Genomic DNA, 17,224 nt, shown 5'->3' on the forward strand with positions numbered 1-17,224 from the left:
GGCGCCATGAGCCTGGGCGAGCACCACTATTCCCTAACGGTGCAGTGGACCGGCAACCTGGGAGACGGCACGTCGTCGTACCGTGGCTACTCACGGGACCACGACATCCGGATCCCCGGTCTGCCGGTCCTGCCCGGTTCGGCCGATCCGACGTTCCATGGGGACCGTGACCGCTACAACCCGGAGCAACTGCTCCTGGCGGCGCTGGCGCAGTGCCACATGCTGTCCTTCCTGCACGTGGCGGTGAAGCACGGGGTGGTGGTGACCGACTACCAGGACGACGCCACCGGCGTAATGCGCCTGAACCGCGACGGCAGCGGACAGTTTGAGTCAGTCATGCTGCACCCGCGGGTCACCGTGGTGGACGCGGCACATGTGGATCTGGCCGAACAGCTGCACCGCGAAGCGAACGCAATCTGTTTCATCGCCCGGAGCGTCAACTTCCCCGTGCATCACTCACCGGTGACTGTGGTGGCCTGAGAGGAGTTCACCGGCCGGTCAGCACCCCCACCAGCCAGTAGTTCCTGGGCCAGCCGGGTTTCGGTGGCGGGGGTGAGCCCTGCCTTGCGGGGGCGGTCCAGGCCGCGGCGGCGCTCGTCCTCCAGTGTGGCCGCCAGCGTTTCCTGCCAGGGCCTCATTGCCAGGCCGGCGGCCCTGGCGGCGTGGTTGCTGCGGGTGCAGAACCCTTCGTGGCCGGGCGGCAGCCACAGCGGGAGGGAATCCGGTCCTGCCCAGTGGTCGATCCCATGATCCAGCAGCCAGTCTTCCGAGGCCTTCAGGACCTCGCCTTGGTACCCGGCCATTCTTTTGGCCGCCTCGAGGTACTCGCCAAAGGGCACCTGCTCCCCTACCGCGTTCAGCGGCCCCGTCACCCCACGGTGGGCAGCAGCGAGGACCCAGGCTGAGAGGTCCCGCACATCAATCACTTGCGTGGCGTGGCCGGCGATGGCCGGGACCACAGCCGGGGCGTTGTCCCGGGCAAACCTTGCAGGCCAGTAGCCGTAACGGTCCGTTCCATCGCCGGGGCCGCTGATCAGGCCGGCACGGCAGAGGTGGGCCCTGTCCCCCGCGGCCTCCAGGGTGGCCTGTTCAATCGCCGACTTGGATTCCCCATAATTCGCCGGGGTGGATTCCGTGCCGGCGGGCAGCGGTGCCAGCAGGTCAGCGTCCTCAGCCGCTCCCGGCGTCGAAGGGTCTGCGTAGACGGAGCAGCTGGACACAAACGTCCAGTGGGCGGTCCGGTGGGCCAGGGCCCCCAGCGCCCCCTTGGCCAGGACAGGATCCCGGGCCACGTCAATGACCGCATCCCACTCCCGTGCCACTTGTGCATAGCTGTTCGCGCCGAGTGAACGGTCCGCTCTTACCCACCGGGCACCGTCTGGCGGTTCCGTCGCGGATCCGCGGGCCAGGCACGTGACCGCGTGACCTGCGGAAACGGCCTGCCGGGCGATTTCAGACGAGACAAAGGCGGTTCCGCCCAGAATGAGGATGCGCATGGGGCCACGCTACGGCGCTAGGGTTGAAAGAGAATAGGGCCTTATGCCGCGGGCGAACCTGTGCATGGGCCGACGTCATCCCCCGGCCGCCGCCGGTGACCCCCACAAGGAGTTTTGCCTCTATGTTCAGCACGATGTCGATTACACCCCTCACGTCGCAGCCCAACGGCGTCAGCGTCACGGGCATTGTGATCAGCCTTGGCGTCGGAATCGCGATATGGCTCGTGGCCACCTTCGTAATTTCCCGGATCAGCAAGCGCGTGGCGTCCGGTACCAACTTCTTCAAGAAACCGCACTTCAAGTGGGTTGCCCCCGCCCTCCGCGCCCTGGATCATGAGCGCCGCGTGCAGCGGGCGGAAACTATCGGTTCCCTGCTCAACAGCATCGTGGGAGTCCTGGTGGCCGTGATCACCACCATGTATGTGCTGCAGAACCTGGACATCAACATCGCCCCGCTGCTGACCAGCGTGGGAATCCTGGGTATCGCCATCGGTTTTGGCGCCCAGCAGCTGATCCGCGACTTCCTCGCGGGCATCTTCATCACCATTGAGGACCAGTACGGGATCGGCGACGTCATCGAAACCAGTGAAGTGGTGGGCGTGGTGGAATCCATGGGGCTGCGCATCACCCGGGTCCGCTCGGAGGACGGCGCCGTCTGGTACCTCCGCAACGGCGAGATCCTTCGCGTTGGCAACCGTTCGCAGGGCAACTACGTGCCGGTGCCGGACGTTCCGGTGCCGGACTTGGCGGTCGCTGGGCAGGACGCCGCCCTGAGTGCGCCTGCAACCGAGGCGAAAAAGACTGAGCAAAAGGCCGGAGAATAGAGACATGACCATACCCGCCGAGCCGCAGCAGCCACGCCAGCTCATGCAGAACGATCCCTTCAGCCAACCCGGCTACACGGAGAACTTCTACGATGCCGTGGGCGGACACACAACGTTCGCCAAGCTGATTGATGTCTTTTACGACGGCGTCGCCACGGACCCGCTGTTGCGCCCGATGTACCCGGAAGAGGACCTTGAGCCGGCCAAGCGTCGGTTCCTGATGTTCCTGGAGCAGTACTGGGGCGGCCCCACCACCTACGGTGAGGAGCGCGGACACCCGCGCCTAAGGATGCGCCACATGCCGTTCCGGGTCACCCCCGAGGCCAAGGACCGCTGGCTGTTCCACATGCGGACGGCCATCGATTCCCTGGAACTGCCGCCCTTGTACGAGGGAACGCTCTGGGACTACATGGAACGTGCCGCGCTGTCCATGGTGAACAGCCCCTCGGACGCCTGACCATGCCCCGCCTGCGGGGCTGGAGTCCCGGCGCGTACGACGACGGCGGGCCGGGTACTAGAGGCCGTTGCCGGTCCGAGCCAGGACGTGGCCGCGCGGACCGCTGAGGCGGAACCAACGGCCCGCCCGGTACAGCTTCTGGTCCCCGTCTGCGAGGAAACCCAGGGTGAGGGCGGCGAAGGCGGCTCCTGCCGGGAGGCCGGAGTCATCAAGGGCCCGGCCCCACACGGCGGCGCGTGCGTTGTTGACGATCAGCGCCCCCGGCTGGGCGGGCATGATGCCCGCCACTTCAGTGATGCCGGCTTCAGCCGCGCGCCGGAGTTCGGCATCCGACAACACACCCACCAGCTCCCAGCCGGTGCGCGGTGCGCCGACGCCCGTCCACGATTCGGTGACGGTGGACGGCGGAACCGACAGCTCGACGTCGTCCTCTCCTGCCCTGGCAAGCCGGTCCAGGACGGCTGAGAGCGGCACCGTCACGTCAATCGCTGACGGTTCCGCCAGCGCCATGGTGCGCAGGCCCAGGATGGTGGGGGTGGATTCGCCCAGCAGGCGGGGCCGCAGCACGCACACGTAGGCTGCGAGAACGGAACCTGCGGCCTGAAGCCGGATGGCGCCGTCGTCGACCGTCTTGGCACGGGTAGTGAACGTGCGCAGATCGGCGAGATCACGCGGGTCGGCGAACCGGAAGGACTTCGTAAGTAGGTCAGACACATTTAGAACACTACCGGCTGAGGCTTGGTTGAGCAGCGGCAGGGCGGCGTCTAGAGTCAAACCATGACTGACGCGTACATCGGCCTTGACGAAGAGGCCGCCATCGATGACCCCATGGATACCCTGATCGGATTGCTCGATCTGGGCAGCCTTGACGGCGCCCGGACGGATGAAGACATTTTTCTCGGGCCCTCCCAGAGGCAGCCACGGCACCGTGTCTTCGGCGGCCAGGTGCTGGCCCAGTCAATGATGGCCGGCATGAGGACCGTGGAAGCGGACCGAGTGGCCCATTCGATGCACGGCTACTTCCTCCGGGCCGGCGACGCCAACAAGCCCATCACTTTCGGGGTGGAGCGGCTGCGCGACGGCCGCTCATTTTCAGCCCGCCGCGTCCACGCGTACCAGGACGGAGTCCCGATCCTGTCAATGATCGCCTCCTTCCAGCTAGGGGACGACGGCCTGGACCATCAGTCCACCATGCCGGCGGGTATGCCGGATCCGGAGTCGCTGCCCAGCACGGCCGATCTGCTCGCCCGCTTTGACCACCCCCTGGCCCGCCATATGTCGTCCGAGCGGCCGTTCGATGTCCGGCACATCGACCCCGCCCTGTACGTCTCTGCCCCCGAGGAGAAGGTGGCCACGAACGCCGTGTGGATGAAGACCATAGGACCGCTGCCCGATGACCCCAATCTGCACCGGGCGGCACTGGCCTACGCCAGCGACTACACCCTGCTGGAGCCCATCCTTCGCAAGCACGGCCTGTCCTGGATGACGCCGGGCATGAGCGTGGCCAGCCTGGACCACGCCATGTGGTGGCACCGTCCCGTCAGGGTTGATGACTGGCTGCTGTATGTGCAGGAATCGCCGAGCGCCCAGGGCGCACGCGGGCTGGCCACGGGTAAGATCTTCGACCGCAGCGGCGTGCACGTCGCCACGGTGGCGCAGGAAGGCATGCTGCGGGTGCCCGAAGGGCTGCAGGGCAGGAACACGGCACAGGCCTGACTGGTCGGTCCCTCAGCATGCACCCCTGATGCACGAAACCCCGCCCGGAAATATTTCCGAGCGGGGTTCCGTGTGCTGACCGGTTTGGCGGCTGACTGGCTGCAGGCGGGCAACCGAAAGGCCGGCACCCTTGACGGGGTGCCGGCCTTTCTTTGCGATCAGTCGCGGGTGAGGCGGCGGTGCGTCACGCGGTGCGGCTTGGCCGCATCGGGTCCGAGCCGCTCTACCTTGTTCTCCTCGTAGGATTCGAAGTTACCCTCGAACCAGTACCACTTGGCGGGGTTTTCCTCGTCGCCTTCGTAGGCCAGGATATGCGTGGCCACCCGGTCCAGGAACCAGCGGTCGTGCGATACCACCACGGCGCAGCCGGGGAACTCCAGCAGCGCGTTTTCAAGGCTGCTGAGGGTCTCGACGTCGAGGTCGTTAGTGGGTTCGTCAAGGAGCAGCAGGTTACCGCCCTGCTTGAGGGTCAGCGCAAGGTTGAGGCGGTTGCGCTCACCACCGGAGAGCACCCCGGCCTTCTTCTGCTGGTCCGGGCCCTTGAAGCCGAAAGCGGCAACGTAGGCACGGGACGGCATTTCAACCTGGCCCACCTGGATGTAATCGAGGCCGTCGGAAACAACTTCCCACAGGGTCTTGTTCGGGTCGATGCCGCCGCGGCTCTGGTCCGCGTAGGAGATCTTGACCGAATCGCCGATCTTCAGCTCGCCGCCGTCGAGCGGTTCCAGGCCAATGATGGTTTTGAACAGCGTGGACTTGCCCACGCCGTTGGGGCCGATGACGCCGACGATGCCGTTGCGGGGAAGCGTGAAGGACAGGCCGTCGATCAGGGTGCGGTCGTCGAAGCCCTTCTGCAGGTTCCTTGCCTCCAGGACCAGCCCGCCCAGGCGCGGGCCCGGCGGAATCTGGATCTCTTCGAAGTCAAGCTTGCGGGTCCGGTCAGCCTCGGCTGCCATCTCCTCGTAGCGGGCCAGACGGGCTTTGGACTTGGTCTGGCGGCCCTTGGCGTTGGAGCGTACCCATTCGAGTTCCTCGGTGAGGCGCTTGGCCTGCTTGGCGTCCTTCTTGCCCTGGACTTCCAGGCGGGCCCGCTTCTTCTCCAGGTACGTGGAGTAGTTGCCTTCATAGGGGTACAGGTGGCCGCGGTCAACCTCGGCGATCCATTCGGCGACGTGGTCAAGGAAGTACCGGTCGTGGGTGACGGCCAGGACTGCTCCGGCGTAGCTGGAGAGGTGCTGTTCCAGCCAAAGCACGCTCTCGGCGTCCAGGTGGTTGGTGGGCTCGTCAAGGAGCAGGAGGTCAGGCTTCTGCAGCAGGAGCTTGCAGAGCGCCACACGGCGACGCTCGCCGCCGGAGAGCAGTGTCACGTCCGCGTCCGCAGGCGGGCAGCGGAGGGCGTCCATGGCCTGCTCAAGCTGGGAATCGAGATCCCAAGCCTCCGCGGCGTCAATGGCCTCCTGCAGCTGACCCATTTCCTCGAGCAGCACGTCGAAGTCAGCGTCGGGGCTGGCCATTTCCTCGGAGATCTCGTTGAAGCGCTGGATCTTGCCGTAGATCTCGCCAACACCTTCCTGGACATTGCCCAGGACAGTCTTTTCCTCGTTCAGAGGGGGTTCCTGCAACAGGATGCCCACGGTGTAGCCGGGGCTGAGCCGGGCCTCACCGTTGGAGGGGATGTCCAGTCCGGCCATGATCTTCAGGATGGTGGACTTACCGGCACCGTTCGGGCCAACAACACCGATTTTGGCGCCCGGGAAGAACGACATGCTTACGTTGTCAAGAATGAGTTTTTCGCCAACTGCCTTGCGGGCATTGGTCATTGTGTAGATAAATTCCGCCATGGTTCCAAATCTAGTGGGTTGGCGGGCTTAACTCACATTCGAGGCGTCAAGCAGCGGCACCCACGAAGCACCTGCCGCTGGCCAGGACCGGCAGAACAATGACGGTGACGCTGCCGTCACGGACCTGTCCCACCACGCATTTGGTGCCCTGTAACACCGCGGCTTCAATAGCATCAGCTTCCAGGCCGGTAGGCGTCCGGCTGGCCGACACTTCAAGGGCCGCGGGGGCAATCCCGGCGCCGGCGAGGGCATCGGTCACCTGGGCTGTGGCTGGCTTTGGTGTCCCCGCCGCCAGCCTGCCCAGCGCATCCGTTACTGTCTGTTTCATGGCCGCGATGGCCGGATCCTCCGCCGGGGATGCGGCGGCCGGCTGTGTTGTTCCGGTGGTGGCCGGCGCAGAGGGAGTTGCTACTTCGCTGGGGATGGCAGCGCCCTGACCGGCCCCTGTTGGACCGGCCCCTACAACGGAGCTGCCGGTGCAGGCTGCGAGTGCCACGACCATCAGAAGGCTTCCGGCGAGCGCCAAGGGCGCGCGTCCGGCACGCGACCCAACCCGCCGGGAACAGGTGGTCCGGCTGGTGATAGAGGTTGCCTGCCGGGTGTCTGTCGCGCGATTCATGCCGCCATTCTGCCACGCGGCCACGCGTGGGACGGAACCGGCCCGGCACCCGGCACCCGGCCGACTGCCGGCACCGGTTCCGCCCCGTGTCCCGTGCGGTGTCCAACGCCCGCACTTTCAGACAGCGGCTCCGGCGAGCTCGCCTGTTTCAGAGTCCACCGGAATGTGGTTGCCGTCTGCGTCCTCGTGGAAGACTCCCAATGCTGCAGCGTCGTCGTCCGCGTGCTCCCCTTCCTCCGGGTCGCCACCGTCGTCCTCAGGATCAGCGGAGCCGATGCCGCTGGCATCCGCTGCGGCATCCTGCCCTGCTGCACCGTTGTCTGAGACAAGGTGTACTCCGGTGTCGCTGGTCCTGATGTAGTTGGCCGAACCACGCTTGAGGTCGTGCCCCACTGAATCGGCATCAATTTCGGCCGAATGGTAGACCCGGCCGTCTTTCTCCCAGCTGCGCAGCTTGAGCCGGCCAACAACGATGACGCACTGGCCCTTTTTGATGCTGCAGGCCATGTTCCCGGCAAGCTGACGGTAGCCCTGGACGTTGAACCAGTTGGTGTGGCTATCCACCCAGGTACTGGTAGCGCGGTCAAAACGCCGCGCCGTTGAACCGAGGCGGAACGAGGCTGTGCCAACGCCGCCCGGAGTTGTGGAGGTCTTGATATCCGTAGCCACGAAGCCCCGGAATGTTTGGTAGTCAGTCATCATCTTGTCCTGTCTCGAAAGGTGGCGCCTTAGCGGCAGAACCAGCTTCGCGCGGACAGCACCGGGCCGCGAGAGACAAGTTCGCGTATGTGCACAACCCTTTCCGAAACTGCCCTGTTGAGGAGAAGTTCCAGCAGTGCGCCCAGGTGACGCGTCCGCACCGTGGGGCCATGTAAACTTTTGATGCGCCGGATCTCTGGTCCTGGCGCCACGTGCCCCAGTAGCTCAGGGGATAGAGCAGCGGCCTTCTAATCCGCCGGTCGGGGGTTCGATTCCCTCCTGGGGCACACAAAAAAGAGGCTCTGACCTGCGGAAACGCAGAATCAGAGCCTCTTTCATTTTGCCCGGGTTAGGGCGTATCCACCGCTTACCCACCGCTTTGCTGTTTCCCACTCGGCCACATGAGTTCCCGAAGTGTCAGCAGCGCGTCGGAGTGGGCTGGGTGTTCGGCTAACTCAATTCGCTGCTTCGGCCTGTATTCAGGGGGAAGCGGCACGGGAATCGCGCCTGTGTAGGGAGCGAATCCCCGGAACTGATCCGCGGTCACATCGACTCCCAATCCCCCACTCTCCAGCCAGTCATGGCCTTGAAGGGAAGAAGGGCCCTCCGCGTTGATGACGTGCCAGTCAGCGTCTGGTTCCCGTTCGGCAAGGAGGTGGCCGAGCGCGTACGAGGCCCATGTACAGGAGCCGTGGGGAAACGAGTAGAAGCCGGCGTGACGCTTCATTTCCGGGCGAAGTGCAGCCTCACGGAACTGGGCCACGAACTGACGTATCCCGGCTTCGCGCTCAAGACTCATGACCCCCAAAAGCCTGAAGCAGCGCCGACATGTCCGGCGCCTCATGCGTCTTCTGTACGTAGTGCCGGCTGGTGATCTGCTCGCTCGAGTGGCCTAGCTAGGCGGATGCGGACGCCATGCCCTCAGCCTTAGCCTTAGCCTTAGCCTGGAGCGTCCCCACAGACTTGCGGAACGTGTGCGGCGTGACCCATTGGAAGCCGATGTCCTCCCGAGCGGAGCGTCACTGCTTCCGGTAGTTGCCAGGATCCCTGAGCGTGCCCGTGGACGACGCGAAGACTACGTCCCACGGGTTGGCCATCAACTGCTGCACTTGGCGCCGCAGGAGCATCTCCACGGCGAACGGTGGCAGGTAGTAGCGCTGCCGTGAGTTTGTGGACTTGGGGTGCTCCTGAATGGTCATCCCCTGCCCCTGCACGTATATGACCGTTCCGGTTACGGTCAGCGTCGGCCGCTCCGATGTCAGGTCAACGTCCTTCCAGCGCAGCGCCAGGGCTTCGCCGATTCGGGCGCCGGTGGCGAGCATGTCATCCACGACGTCGAGGAGATCATTGAATCAGGCGCCGCCATCCTGGAAGATGAATCCTCGGCGGAACGGATCACCCTGAACATCCAGTCATGGGAGCGCAAGGCCCGCGCCTACGATCAAGCGGCAGGAGAAGCCCGGAGCAAGCTCCTGGCAGCCCAGAAGGAAGCCCTCGAAGCAGAGGCCCGCGACGAAGACAAAGTAGCCGCAGCAATCCTCAAGAAGGCCGATGCCCACGAAGCCAAGGTTGCCGCGTTGATGGGGGAACTCGAAAAGCTCGACGAATGCCCATGGGTAAGAGGCCCCCTCACTGACGCAGTCACCGGCGAAACCTACGGGCATCATGCTGGACTCTCTGGAGGGTTTGCGGTTCCAGCATGAGCGGCACGCCATCCGGGCGGCAGCAATCCGCTACTTCCTCGCGAAGGGCAAGGCGCCCAACGACTTCTATGAGATCAACGACGTAGTCGGCACGACGTTCAACGGCTTTGCCCGAAGCATCCAGGAAAAGGACTACCTCCCCGCCTCCATCTACGCCGCCCGTGACGCCGGCCTGAACTTCTCTGGAGTAACGACGTGACCTCCAGGAAGACGCCCGCGGGAACCGTATGTGGTGGGTATCCGGTGGACGCTGCACGCGAACCGGCCATGGAGGTCGCTGAAAGCCTTGCGCGTCAACGGCTAGACGCCGGGCGGCCTGAGAATTCCGACTTAGCGGACCAGCAGGAAGCAAGCTTCGACGGTGGCCGGCCTTGCTCCGTCGTGACGACAGAACACTCAATCGATGGAGGCCTAGTAACTGGAGGCAGGTGACGGAGCCCATCTCAGTGCGGGTGGCTTCGTCACTGCCGCCTCCGCCCCCCCCNTGACGCGAATAAGTCCTGCTACTTCTGTGACGCCACTGATTTCAAGCCGACGAAAGAGCACTTCTTGAAGAAGAGCCTCGGGCCCCGGCTACCGCATGACCCGGTTTTGGTGCGAAATCAGAGCACTCCGGAGGGCTTCAGGTCCTGGACGATAGCGAAGTCCCCGTTCCTTGCGCAGACAGTGAGCAACATCTGCGCCCCGTGCAATAACGGGTGGATGAACGATCTCGATGTTTCCTTTGAGCTGGACGTCGCGGCGCTGGCCGCCGGCCAAGATCGTGAATACGACGTGGAACAGCGCCGGCAGCTTGTACGCTGGGCAACCAAATACGCCGCATGCCACGAGCTGCAGATGCAGAGCCTTCCTTACTTCACTCAGCAGATGCGCAACGGCATCCGGACTGATTCCGCTAGCGACGATGTAGCCCTCCTATGGATGGCGGCCACGCCGGACTACACCAAAGTCTTTGACCGGATGCTGACCTTCTCCGGGAAGAGCAAGGATAAGACCAGAGTCATGGTCTCTACTCTTGCCTACGGGAAGGTTGCGTTCGTTCTTCTCAGGCACGATGGAAGCTACGTCGCCCGAGAGATTCAGGCTGACATGGAGAAGGTTGCTGCAGATGCTGGGGTGACTCCTCTCTGGCCTTTCCGCCACGTATACAACCTCGCCTGCCCAGTGCCGGATCAGGTGGAACAGCACCTTATTTGGCTCATGTCATCGGGCGGCCCCCGGGGTGTTCTCCTTGGGCCAGGCATGAAGCAAGCGATGGGCCAATAAGACCGGTTTTCTTCACTAACTGAGTGCCCCGCCCTCAGCCTTGAGGGTGGGGCACTTCAGCGTTCAGTTGACCGCCTCGTACCAGCCCCTCGGATGTTCCGGCCATCTGTTCTGGCACCGCTCATTGCTGCACCGGCTGGCGGCATAGTTGGTGTACGACAGCCCGGTGTTGGTGACGACGGGAAGCGCTTCGTCGATCGTGAACGATCCGCATGCGAGGCATGTGAACTCGTCGCCCTGCTTGTACTTGGTTGGGTGCAGTGCCATTGTGGCTCCTTTGGAAATGGGCCACTGTATGTGGCCACAGTTCCAGTGTTGGGCCGAACCAAAGTTATGGAGCCTACGCGACACGCCCAGGCCGCTGCTTCTCACGAGGCCCGTGGAGTGGTCCGCTCCCTGACTTAGCGGTGGGTAAGCGGTGGATATGCAAAGCGGAACCACGCTGCGCCGCACTGGCGCCCTTGATCCGTGCGCCCACTGTCCCGAAAGCCCTCAGAACCAACGGTTAGCAGCCCAGTAGAACGCTACTGGGCGCGTGTATCTGCTGGAGGAGCCGGAGCTCCGCCTAATCGTTCGGCTCGTCGGCAGGCAGCTCATGTTCCTTGTCTTTTTCAACCTGAACGCGGTGGATGCGCTTCGCCGCGCCTTCCAGATCTGCCGGCACGGGAGGATCCTTCTCATCATCGGATGTCATGGCACCCATCCTAGGGGGCCAAAATCTCCGTCAACTTCTCCGGGTGGCAGTTCGAAGGTTTGCTTGCACCGTTAGAGCAAACTCCGGTAGGTTGTAGTTATCTAAGACCCGTAGACGGGGCTGCGAGGATAAGGCTGGAGCCGGGACACCGGATCACTCGACAGAGTTCGAGAAACGCCTCCCGAGCCCCGCCTACGGGCCTTAGCTCGTCTGAGGATTAACGTGCGCGGCTCCATCTGCCCACCAACGGGCGCCCGGCGACACCCGCCACCATTCTTCACCGCTGATCAAACTCACCGCTTCATTTGGGAAGACCTTCATCCCTTCCCCAAAGTGATGGCCGTAGCGGTCCTTGCAGACGAGCTGCAGGATATGGCGGAAGTAGCTCGAGTCCCCGTCCACAACGCCCGATGTCAGGAAACCCGAAAATATATCGGCAGCCTGGAGGCCATCCCAGTCCGCAGAATTGCACCAACGGAAGGGCCATAAGAGGTTTCCGTAGGGCACCCGATAATCACCAGCGAGCGCTTCGGCATTCATGAAGGACATTGTTTCCCTATGGTCCACGCCGCCCACGATGCCTAGATACAGTTTGGCTATACGTTCGCCGCCTGGCCAGTCCCGGGCCGCCCGTGCAACGCGTTCCAACAGGTATCCCGTGACCATGTTGTAGGTCCTCGCATGGTCCTGCCGCAGTTTCGCCCCTTCGCCGATAGAGGGCTTGTGGAGGAGGACGTTCACAATTTCCACGTTTGGGATACTGGCCAGAAGGTTCAAGGCCGTTATACGCCGAACTGGTTGCCGCTTCCGGAAGTGCTCCACCCAGTGAAGTTTGCCGCTTTCCGGGATCTTGTAGACCGATCTCATCCCGGAGATTGCAGCTCGCATGTGATCCAGGTGTTCCTGCTCCACGATGAATGCCGTCATTGTGAACCAGTCAGACTCCCGGTTGGCCTTGAAGTTCCTATCGCCATACTCGTCCACGAAAACGTGAAGCTTGGGCAGTTGCTTCTTTCGATTAGGAGTCTGGAATTTCAGCGTTGCCGCCAGCCCTGGGGCGGGTGTGGGAGATACCCAAAAGGAACTGGCAGGGCTGGGGCTTCCAAAATAATCAGGCACCTAACTATCTTGCCTTACCGCTCCAGGGAGTGGATCTGGAGGATTCCCAAGCAAGGGCGGGGCCGGTATTTCCCGCCAACATTTGGAGCACAAGAAGGAATGTCCATGTGGGCAACTTAATGATCCGTATGGGCAAGAAAAGTATCCATACGGACATTTCGTGGGCCATATGGGAACGCAAGTTGTTCATGCACTTTCCCTAGCGTTCCCCCCATCTGCGCCGGAAAAGGGTCGAAAGAAATCTTAGGCACGGGCGTGTCGCGTAAACGGATATACGTCCGCCGAGGTTGTTAGCTTGTATCGTCAAGTCCCTGCGCGCCCTACTGCTGGCTGGGATCCAGGGATTCTGCTTGTATTTCCCACTGCACTGCCTAGATGACAACCAAACCTGTCCGGCAGTGGATCTGGGGTCGCAGTTACAGGTGGGTAACCGGTGGATATAACCAACGTCAGCATCCGGTGAAGTGTCAGAAGGCCTGCGACTCCGGCCGTAGGGATCCACCGGACCTGCGAACCCTCTGTTAGCAGACGGGCTTTTCGCTCCTGCCCAAGGGCTGCCAGGTCTAACATGCGGGCCGCAGCTTCCCATGTCCACAGTCACTGTGATCTCCCAAGAAATGTCGGTGCCGTGTGGCACGCTCATGACCAGTGCGACTGGGCACTCTGACGAAGGGAATCGGCCAATGGCTAAGTACAAGATCGAAAGTAAGGGAAATCCGGAGTGGGACGTCGAAGCCGACGGGTACACGCTGGGCGACGGTTTCTTCCACTTCCACTCAGACGGCCAGCAGGTGTTCGCGGTGGAGGCTGGCGTTGTTCGCATCGTTCGGGCGGAATCAGCAGACCAAAATTAGCCAGTAATGCTGGGCCCCGCCAAGGTGCACCAAAGCGGGGTCTAGCGTTTCAGGTCTACTTGATGAGCTCGCCGCCCAGTTTGCCGTGTGCTTTCTCGATCTCGTACTGATCGCCCTCGATCAGCCAGTTCTTGCCCTGAATCCAAAGCCGGCCGGACTCAAGGGGGTTCTTCCTCTTGATCTCCTCACGCTTCGCGTCAGAGGTGAACATCATCAGAATCCCGGTGGGGCCGCATCCTGTCTGCACCCAGTCGTGATCGTGGATCTCGTTCTTCGTTTCAGAACACGTCATGCCGTCACCAACCGCCTGCTCATAGGCCGTACCCAGGTCATTGATGGTCTTGTACTCTGCGTCCGTGGCCGGCCCGCTGCAACCGGACATGAGCAGCGCGGCAGCAATTCCGATGGGCGTGAGTAGTTTCTTCAATTTGTCCCCCCAAGAAGTGACTGACGCCGTGTTGGCGTCGCGGTTTCCCTGAGTCTATGGCTTGGGGATTCACCGCGGAATGGGCCAGTTTCCGCGCCCGGAAATTCGGAAAATCCGAGCTGGGCCACCGCCGCAAACTGAGGGCATGACAGACCAACAGACTCAGGCAGACATTTTGTTAACGCCAGCCGAAAATAGGGCCAGGAACGCCAACTGAAAACCACAACCCCGTGGCCCCGTTTTCAATTGGCACTAATGGCCCTATTTTCGGTTGGCGTTAACACATTTCCATGACCCCGGCTGACAAGAGTGAGGCTGAACTGCCGGTCACCAACGGCTGCGTCCAGTACAAGTCTGCTAAACAGCCCTGCATCGAGTGCCCGTTCACCAAGAAGATGGCGGACACCCCGTCTCCTCAGGGTTGGTACGACCAAACCAACTTTGAGTGGGTATGGCGTGGAGTCGCCAAGGAGGGCCGATTCCTTGGGTGCCACATGTTCGACCTGCCGGACCTGACAGGCTACACGGAAGAGACTCAGCGGCTGGGTTATCAGGAGCCGACGGACCTAAAGGGCCGCAAGGAATGCGCCGGCATTACGGGCATGGTGTACCGCGAACTGCAGGAGGGACTCAAATACCCGAACTGGGATGCCTACATCAAGGCGCGCCCCTACAGCGCGACGTTTTCGTCCACATGTACAAGAGGCTGGCGGGAGACGTCGAACCATCCCTGACCGTACCCGCAGACCCGGAAAACCCTGACCTGATCCACCCGGGCGAACGCGTGAAGACCGATTCGATGCTGTGGCAGCACCCCGAAGAGGCTTTGCACAAGATCCAGTCCGTACTTGAACAAGTAACCGCAAGCCTTGACTCCCTCAACGCAGACGCGGAGCCCGTAAGCCCCGAGTACCTGGAACTGCTGAAGGTTCTATCGGCCGCCGGCATTCCCGTCAAGGAGCACACGCCCGGGCCGCCGGTGAGCATCATGTTCATGCGAATGACGGAAGTGCAGCGGAAGCTGGCGCAGACCATCGGAAGTATCGATGGAGTTGACGTCCTTTCTAACCCCGCGGTAACTCAGGCAGTCATCACTGAAGGTGCCCTCAAGGACGTAATCTCCCTTGCCCGCGCCTTGGTTAATGTAGCGGCCGATGGCCATCACCCCCGAAACCCTCCGCATCATCAACGAGGCCAAGCAGGGCCTGCAGCGCATCACAGACGAGCACACCCGGCAGCTAGTCGGGGCATGGGTTGCCGTCTGGGATGACCTCAAGCCCGAGTTTGAAGCGTCACTCGTTGACCTGATGATCGACGCTAAGGACGGCTACGTGTCCCGAACCGCGGCCGCCAAGAACCGGCGGCTCGCTGCAACGCTGGAGCTCGCCAGGGACCGCATTGTGGAACTTGCAGACGGTATCGAGCCAATAGTGAGCGCGGAACTCCCCGAAGTGACGGCACAGGCGTACGCCTCACAGGCCGCTGCCATCGGCTCCCAGCTACCGCCGGCCATAGCCACGGTCAGTGCGACCCCCGATCACTCCGCGGCGGAAGCGCTGGACCACATCGTCAAGAGGTCGCTGGAGCAAATCCACAAGGACTCACGGCCGCTGGCTGACGACGTCGTGCGCGTGATGAAGCGTGAGCTGATCCGTGGCCTCGCGGTGGGCGACAACCCGCGGCGTACAGCTGCCCGTATCGTCAAACAGACTGAGTCCCGCTTCAATGGCGGATTGACCCGGGCCATGGTGATCGTCCGGAACGAGGTCTTGGACAGCCACAGGGCCGCCGTAAAGGTATCGGAGGAGCACAGCGCGGACGTTGTGGCCGGCTGGCGCTGGGGCGCCTCACTGAACGCCCGCACGTGCCCGTCCTGCTTGGCGAACCACGCCACAGTGCACCCCATCAGTGAGGACGGCTCGATAGATCACCATCAGGGCCGCTGCGCCCGGATCCCGCTTGCAAAGTCCTGGGCCGAACTCGGATTCCCGGGACTGAAAGAGCCTGCCGACGCTCTCCCTGATGCTCGGGAGTGGTTCGACAATCTGACGTCAGAGACCCAGCTGCAGATAATGGGCAAGGAACGCCTGGCGCTGCTCCAAGACGGAAAGATCCAGTGGTCCGACATGACCACACGGACCACGAACGGCCAATGGCGGGACTCAACGACTGTAACCCCCGTCAAGGATTTGAGAGCAGCGGCGGCCCTCGCGGGCTAACGTGCACAGATGACACCTTCATCCTCGCCCTCGAATGACGCACTTACATCCTCTCGCCTACCGCGCCGGGCATACACGCTGGAGGAAGTCGCCGAGATGCTCCACGAACCAGTGAGCACCATCCGGACGCACTGCCAGACACAGGCTCTCCGCGGGGCATACAAGACCGGCGGCCGGACGAGCCCGTGGCGGATCCCACCGAAAGCAATTGATCACTACCAGGAGACGAGGAGCAACCGGTGACAGCGCCCTGCCACAGACTGGATATGCTTTTCCGATGGCCCTTCCACCCTCATGCACCCCTGGTGATTCCGTCACATGTGCAATCCTCGAAGTTGCTCGAGCATTCTCGGACGGACCGTCCACCTTCACCGTAATCGCAACGCTGGTGGTGCCAATCTTCGCAGCTCTAGCTTCCACGGCAGTAGCGGTGGTCTCGGTTGTCATAGCCAACCGAGCCAAGACGCTGGCTGAGGCGTCCGAAATATCCCGAGTCGCTGCTGAAACGGACCGAGTCGACCGGGAGTATGAGGGCCGCATGCACGCTGCGTTCATAGAAGTCTTCGGGGCACTGGCGCGTCTAGCTAATGATCTGCAACAACATGCCGCACTGTTGGAGCACGCGAAGAATCTGAGCCAGTACATACCCGCCGACGACCTAGCCAGGGATCCTTCAGACATTCGCCTCCTTGCCCAGATAGCGTCGACGCGCCTGCTTGCCAAGAATGCAGACGAGATCAAGCTCCTGGACAAGATCAGTGAGCTGACCTTGGAGAGCCGTTCCAAGGCCCGTCGCGTGCGGTCGTTGGTTCTCGCAGAGGTGTGGCCCCTAGTTATCCTCTGGCAGAACGCTTCCGCGACTGAGCGGACGAAGTTGCTTGCCAGGTTCGAGGAACTCCGCGGCATCGAATCCGAAGATGCGGTGCCATCTTGGACTCAAACAGATGTTCAGGCCGCGTAACTGGTCGTTGCTGATGCGTATCTTCCGGCCGGGTAGCCAAGGCATCGTACTAGTCGCCCACCGTTTACCCACCGGAAACAACGAAAAGTTGTGAAAAAGGATGCGAAGACTAAAGCGCAAAAGGGCCAGTTCTTAATGAAATGTAGGGACGGATGACCACCACCGAATAACGACGAAAACCAGCATCCGCTAATCCGCCGGTCGGGGGTTCGATTCCCTCCTGGGGCACAAATGTGGTGAGTCGAGACATCCTTCACGGATGAGTCGAGTCATCGGTTACACCCCGGTCTTCGGACCGGGGTGTTTTTCTTTGTCCGGATTCTCTGGGT

General features: G+C 62.4%; 22 protein-coding genes and 1 tRNA gene. 13 read left to right on the plus strand and 10 right to left on the minus strand.

The annotated features are described in order from the left end of the window. Positions 1–6 precede the first annotated feature (6 nt). On the plus strand, positions 7–480 hold the full coding sequence (locus tag ACZY1F_RS09895; RefSeq protein WP_463941532.1) for an OsmC family protein: 474 nt from the start codon (positions 7–9) through the stop codon (positions 478–480). On the opposite strand, the gene ACZY1F_RS09900 is transcribed toward ACZY1F_RS09895, so the two are convergent. Further along, positions 453–1,496, minus strand: a complete 1,044-nt coding sequence (locus ACZY1F_RS09900) for an NAD-dependent epimerase/dehydratase family protein (protein ID WP_463941533.1) — start codon at positions 1,494–1,496, stop codon at positions 453–455. The genes ACZY1F_RS09895 and ACZY1F_RS09900 overlap by 28 nt on opposite strands. Before the next feature lie 122 nt (positions 1,497–1,618). On the opposite strand from ACZY1F_RS09900, the gene ACZY1F_RS09905 reads away from it, so the two are divergent. Continuing rightward, positions 1,619–2,320 carry a mechanosensitive ion channel family protein gene (locus ACZY1F_RS09905; protein WP_463941534.1) on the plus strand — a complete coding sequence of 234 codons (702 nt, stop codon included), beginning with the start codon at positions 1,619–1,621 and terminating at the stop codon, positions 2,318–2,320. A gap of 4 nt (positions 2,321–2,324) precedes the next feature. After that, positions 2,325–2,777: a globin gene (locus tag ACZY1F_RS09910; protein ID WP_463941535.1), complete on the plus strand. Its 453-nt coding sequence runs from the start codon at positions 2,325–2,327 to the stop codon at positions 2,775–2,777. A gap of 57 nt (positions 2,778–2,834) precedes the next feature. Here the strand turns inward: ACZY1F_RS09910 and ACZY1F_RS09915 are convergent, their stop codons facing one another. Then, the gene (locus ACZY1F_RS09915) at positions 2,835–3,491 is read right to left on the minus strand and encodes a DUF8185 domain-containing protein (protein WP_463941536.1); all 657 of its coding nucleotides are present in this window, start codon (positions 3,489–3,491) and stop codon (positions 2,835–2,837) included. Positions 3,492–3,554: 63 nt separating this feature from the next. Here ACZY1F_RS09915 and ACZY1F_RS09920 point away from each other — a divergent pair, with 63 nt between their 5' ends. Further along, complete coding sequence (locus tag ACZY1F_RS09920) at positions 3,555–4,493, plus strand: acyl-CoA thioesterase (RefSeq protein WP_463941537.1); 939 nt, start codon at positions 3,555–3,557, stop codon at positions 4,491–4,493. Between the two features lie 158 nt (positions 4,494–4,651). Here the strand turns inward: ACZY1F_RS09920 and ettA are convergent, their stop codons facing one another. The 3 genes from ettA to ACZY1F_RS09935 all read right to left on the minus strand — a co-directional run bounded on the left by ettA (position 4,652) and on the right by ACZY1F_RS09935 (position 7,652). Next, positions 4,652–6,334, minus strand: coding sequence for an energy-dependent translational throttle protein EttA (ettA, locus tag ACZY1F_RS09925; protein WP_058932192.1), 1,683 nt, complete (start codon positions 6,332–6,334; stop codon positions 4,652–4,654). Between the two features lie 46 nt (positions 6,335–6,380). Next, positions 6,381–6,953 carry a DUF6993 domain-containing protein gene (locus tag ACZY1F_RS09930; protein ID WP_463941538.1) on the minus strand — a complete coding sequence of 191 codons (573 nt, stop codon included), beginning with the start codon at positions 6,951–6,953 and terminating at the stop codon, positions 6,381–6,383. Between the two features lie 117 nt (positions 6,954–7,070). Continuing rightward, a complete protein-coding gene (locus ACZY1F_RS09935; RefSeq protein ID WP_463941539.1) occupies positions 7,071–7,652 on the minus strand; it encodes a single-stranded DNA-binding protein in 582 nt (193 codons plus the stop codon). Between the two features lie 214 nt (positions 7,653–7,866). On the opposite strand from ACZY1F_RS09935, the gene ACZY1F_RS09940 reads away from it, so the two are divergent. Then, positions 7,867–7,939 (plus strand) — tRNA-Arg (locus ACZY1F_RS09940). 732 nt (positions 7,940–8,671) lie between these two features. Here the strand turns inward: ACZY1F_RS09940 and ACZY1F_RS09945 are convergent. Next, positions 8,672–8,851, minus strand: coding sequence for a hypothetical protein (locus ACZY1F_RS09945; protein ID WP_463941540.1), 180 nt, complete (start codon positions 8,849–8,851; stop codon positions 8,672–8,674). On the opposite strand from ACZY1F_RS09945, the gene ACZY1F_RS09950 reads away from it, so the two are divergent. The 3 genes from ACZY1F_RS09950 (at position 8,834) to ACZY1F_RS09960 (ending at position 10,621) form a co-directional block, all read left to right on the plus strand. After that, positions 8,834–9,355, plus strand: coding sequence for a hypothetical protein (locus tag ACZY1F_RS09950; protein ID WP_463941541.1), 522 nt, complete (start codon positions 8,834–8,836; stop codon positions 9,353–9,355). The two genes, ACZY1F_RS09945 and ACZY1F_RS09950, sit on opposite strands and share 18 nt — an antisense overlap. Continuing rightward, positions 9,318–9,554, plus strand: coding sequence for a hypothetical protein (locus tag ACZY1F_RS09955; RefSeq protein ID WP_463941542.1), 237 nt, complete (start codon positions 9,318–9,320; stop codon positions 9,552–9,554). The genes ACZY1F_RS09950 and ACZY1F_RS09955 overlap by 38 nt, the downstream gene beginning before the upstream one ends. A gap of 503 nt (positions 9,555–10,057) precedes the next feature. Continuing rightward, positions 10,058–10,621, plus strand: coding sequence for a hypothetical protein (locus tag ACZY1F_RS09960; protein ID WP_463941543.1), 564 nt, complete (start codon positions 10,058–10,060; stop codon positions 10,619–10,621). A 63-nt stretch (positions 10,622–10,684) separates the two neighbouring features. On the opposite strand, the gene ACZY1F_RS09965 is transcribed toward ACZY1F_RS09960, so the two are convergent. The 3 genes from ACZY1F_RS09965 to ACZY1F_RS09975 all read right to left on the minus strand — a co-directional run bounded on the left by ACZY1F_RS09965 (position 10,685) and on the right by ACZY1F_RS09975 (position 12,299). Continuing rightward, complete coding sequence (locus ACZY1F_RS09965; protein WP_463941544.1) at positions 10,685–10,888, minus strand: hypothetical protein; 204 nt, start codon at positions 10,886–10,888, stop codon at positions 10,685–10,687. A 298-nt stretch (positions 10,889–11,186) separates the two neighbouring features. After that, on the minus strand, positions 11,187–11,315 hold the full coding sequence (locus tag ACZY1F_RS09970; protein ID WP_463941545.1) for a hypothetical protein: 129 nt from the start codon (positions 11,313–11,315) through the stop codon (positions 11,187–11,189). Positions 11,316–11,516: 201 nt separating this feature from the next. Further along, the gene (locus ACZY1F_RS09975) at positions 11,517–12,299 is read right to left on the minus strand and encodes a DUF3800 domain-containing protein (protein WP_463941546.1); all 783 of its coding nucleotides are present in this window, start codon (positions 12,297–12,299) and stop codon (positions 11,517–11,519) included. Positions 12,300–13,117: 818 nt separating this feature from the next. On the opposite strand from ACZY1F_RS09975, the gene ACZY1F_RS09980 reads away from it, so the two are divergent. Next, positions 13,118–13,288 (plus strand): hypothetical protein, encoded by a 171-nt coding sequence (locus ACZY1F_RS09980; RefSeq protein WP_463941547.1) that lies wholly within the window; start codon positions 13,118–13,120, stop codon positions 13,286–13,288. A 55-nt stretch (positions 13,289–13,343) separates the two neighbouring features. Here the strand turns inward: ACZY1F_RS09980 and ACZY1F_RS09985 are convergent, their stop codons facing one another. Continuing rightward, positions 13,344–13,715, minus strand: a complete 372-nt coding sequence (locus tag ACZY1F_RS09985; protein ID WP_463941548.1) for a hypothetical protein — start codon at positions 13,713–13,715, stop codon at positions 13,344–13,346. Positions 13,716–14,005: 290 nt separating this feature from the next. On the opposite strand from ACZY1F_RS09985, the gene ACZY1F_RS09990 reads away from it, so the two are divergent. The 4 genes from ACZY1F_RS09990 (at position 14,006) to ACZY1F_RS10005 (ending at position 16,895) form a co-directional block, all read left to right on the plus strand. Further along, positions 14,006–14,449: a hypothetical protein gene (locus tag ACZY1F_RS09990; protein ID WP_463941549.1), complete on the plus strand. Its 444-nt coding sequence runs from the start codon at positions 14,006–14,008 to the stop codon at positions 14,447–14,449. Positions 14,450–14,869: 420 nt separating this feature from the next. Next, positions 14,870–15,934: a phage minor head protein gene (locus tag ACZY1F_RS09995; protein WP_463941550.1), complete on the plus strand. Its 1,065-nt coding sequence runs from the start codon at positions 14,870–14,872 to the stop codon at positions 15,932–15,934. 9 nt (positions 15,935–15,943) lie between these two features. After that, the gene (locus ACZY1F_RS10000) at positions 15,944–16,177 is read left to right on the plus strand and encodes a helix-turn-helix domain-containing protein (RefSeq protein ID WP_463941551.1); all 234 of its coding nucleotides are present in this window, start codon (positions 15,944–15,946) and stop codon (positions 16,175–16,177) included. A gap of 34 nt (positions 16,178–16,211) precedes the next feature. Next, on the plus strand, positions 16,212–16,895 hold the full coding sequence (locus ACZY1F_RS10005; protein WP_463941552.1) for a hypothetical protein: 684 nt from the start codon (positions 16,212–16,214) through the stop codon (positions 16,893–16,895). Positions 16,896–17,224 lie beyond the last annotated feature (329 nt).

Source organism: Pseudarthrobacter xylosi (assembly GCF_055412765.1).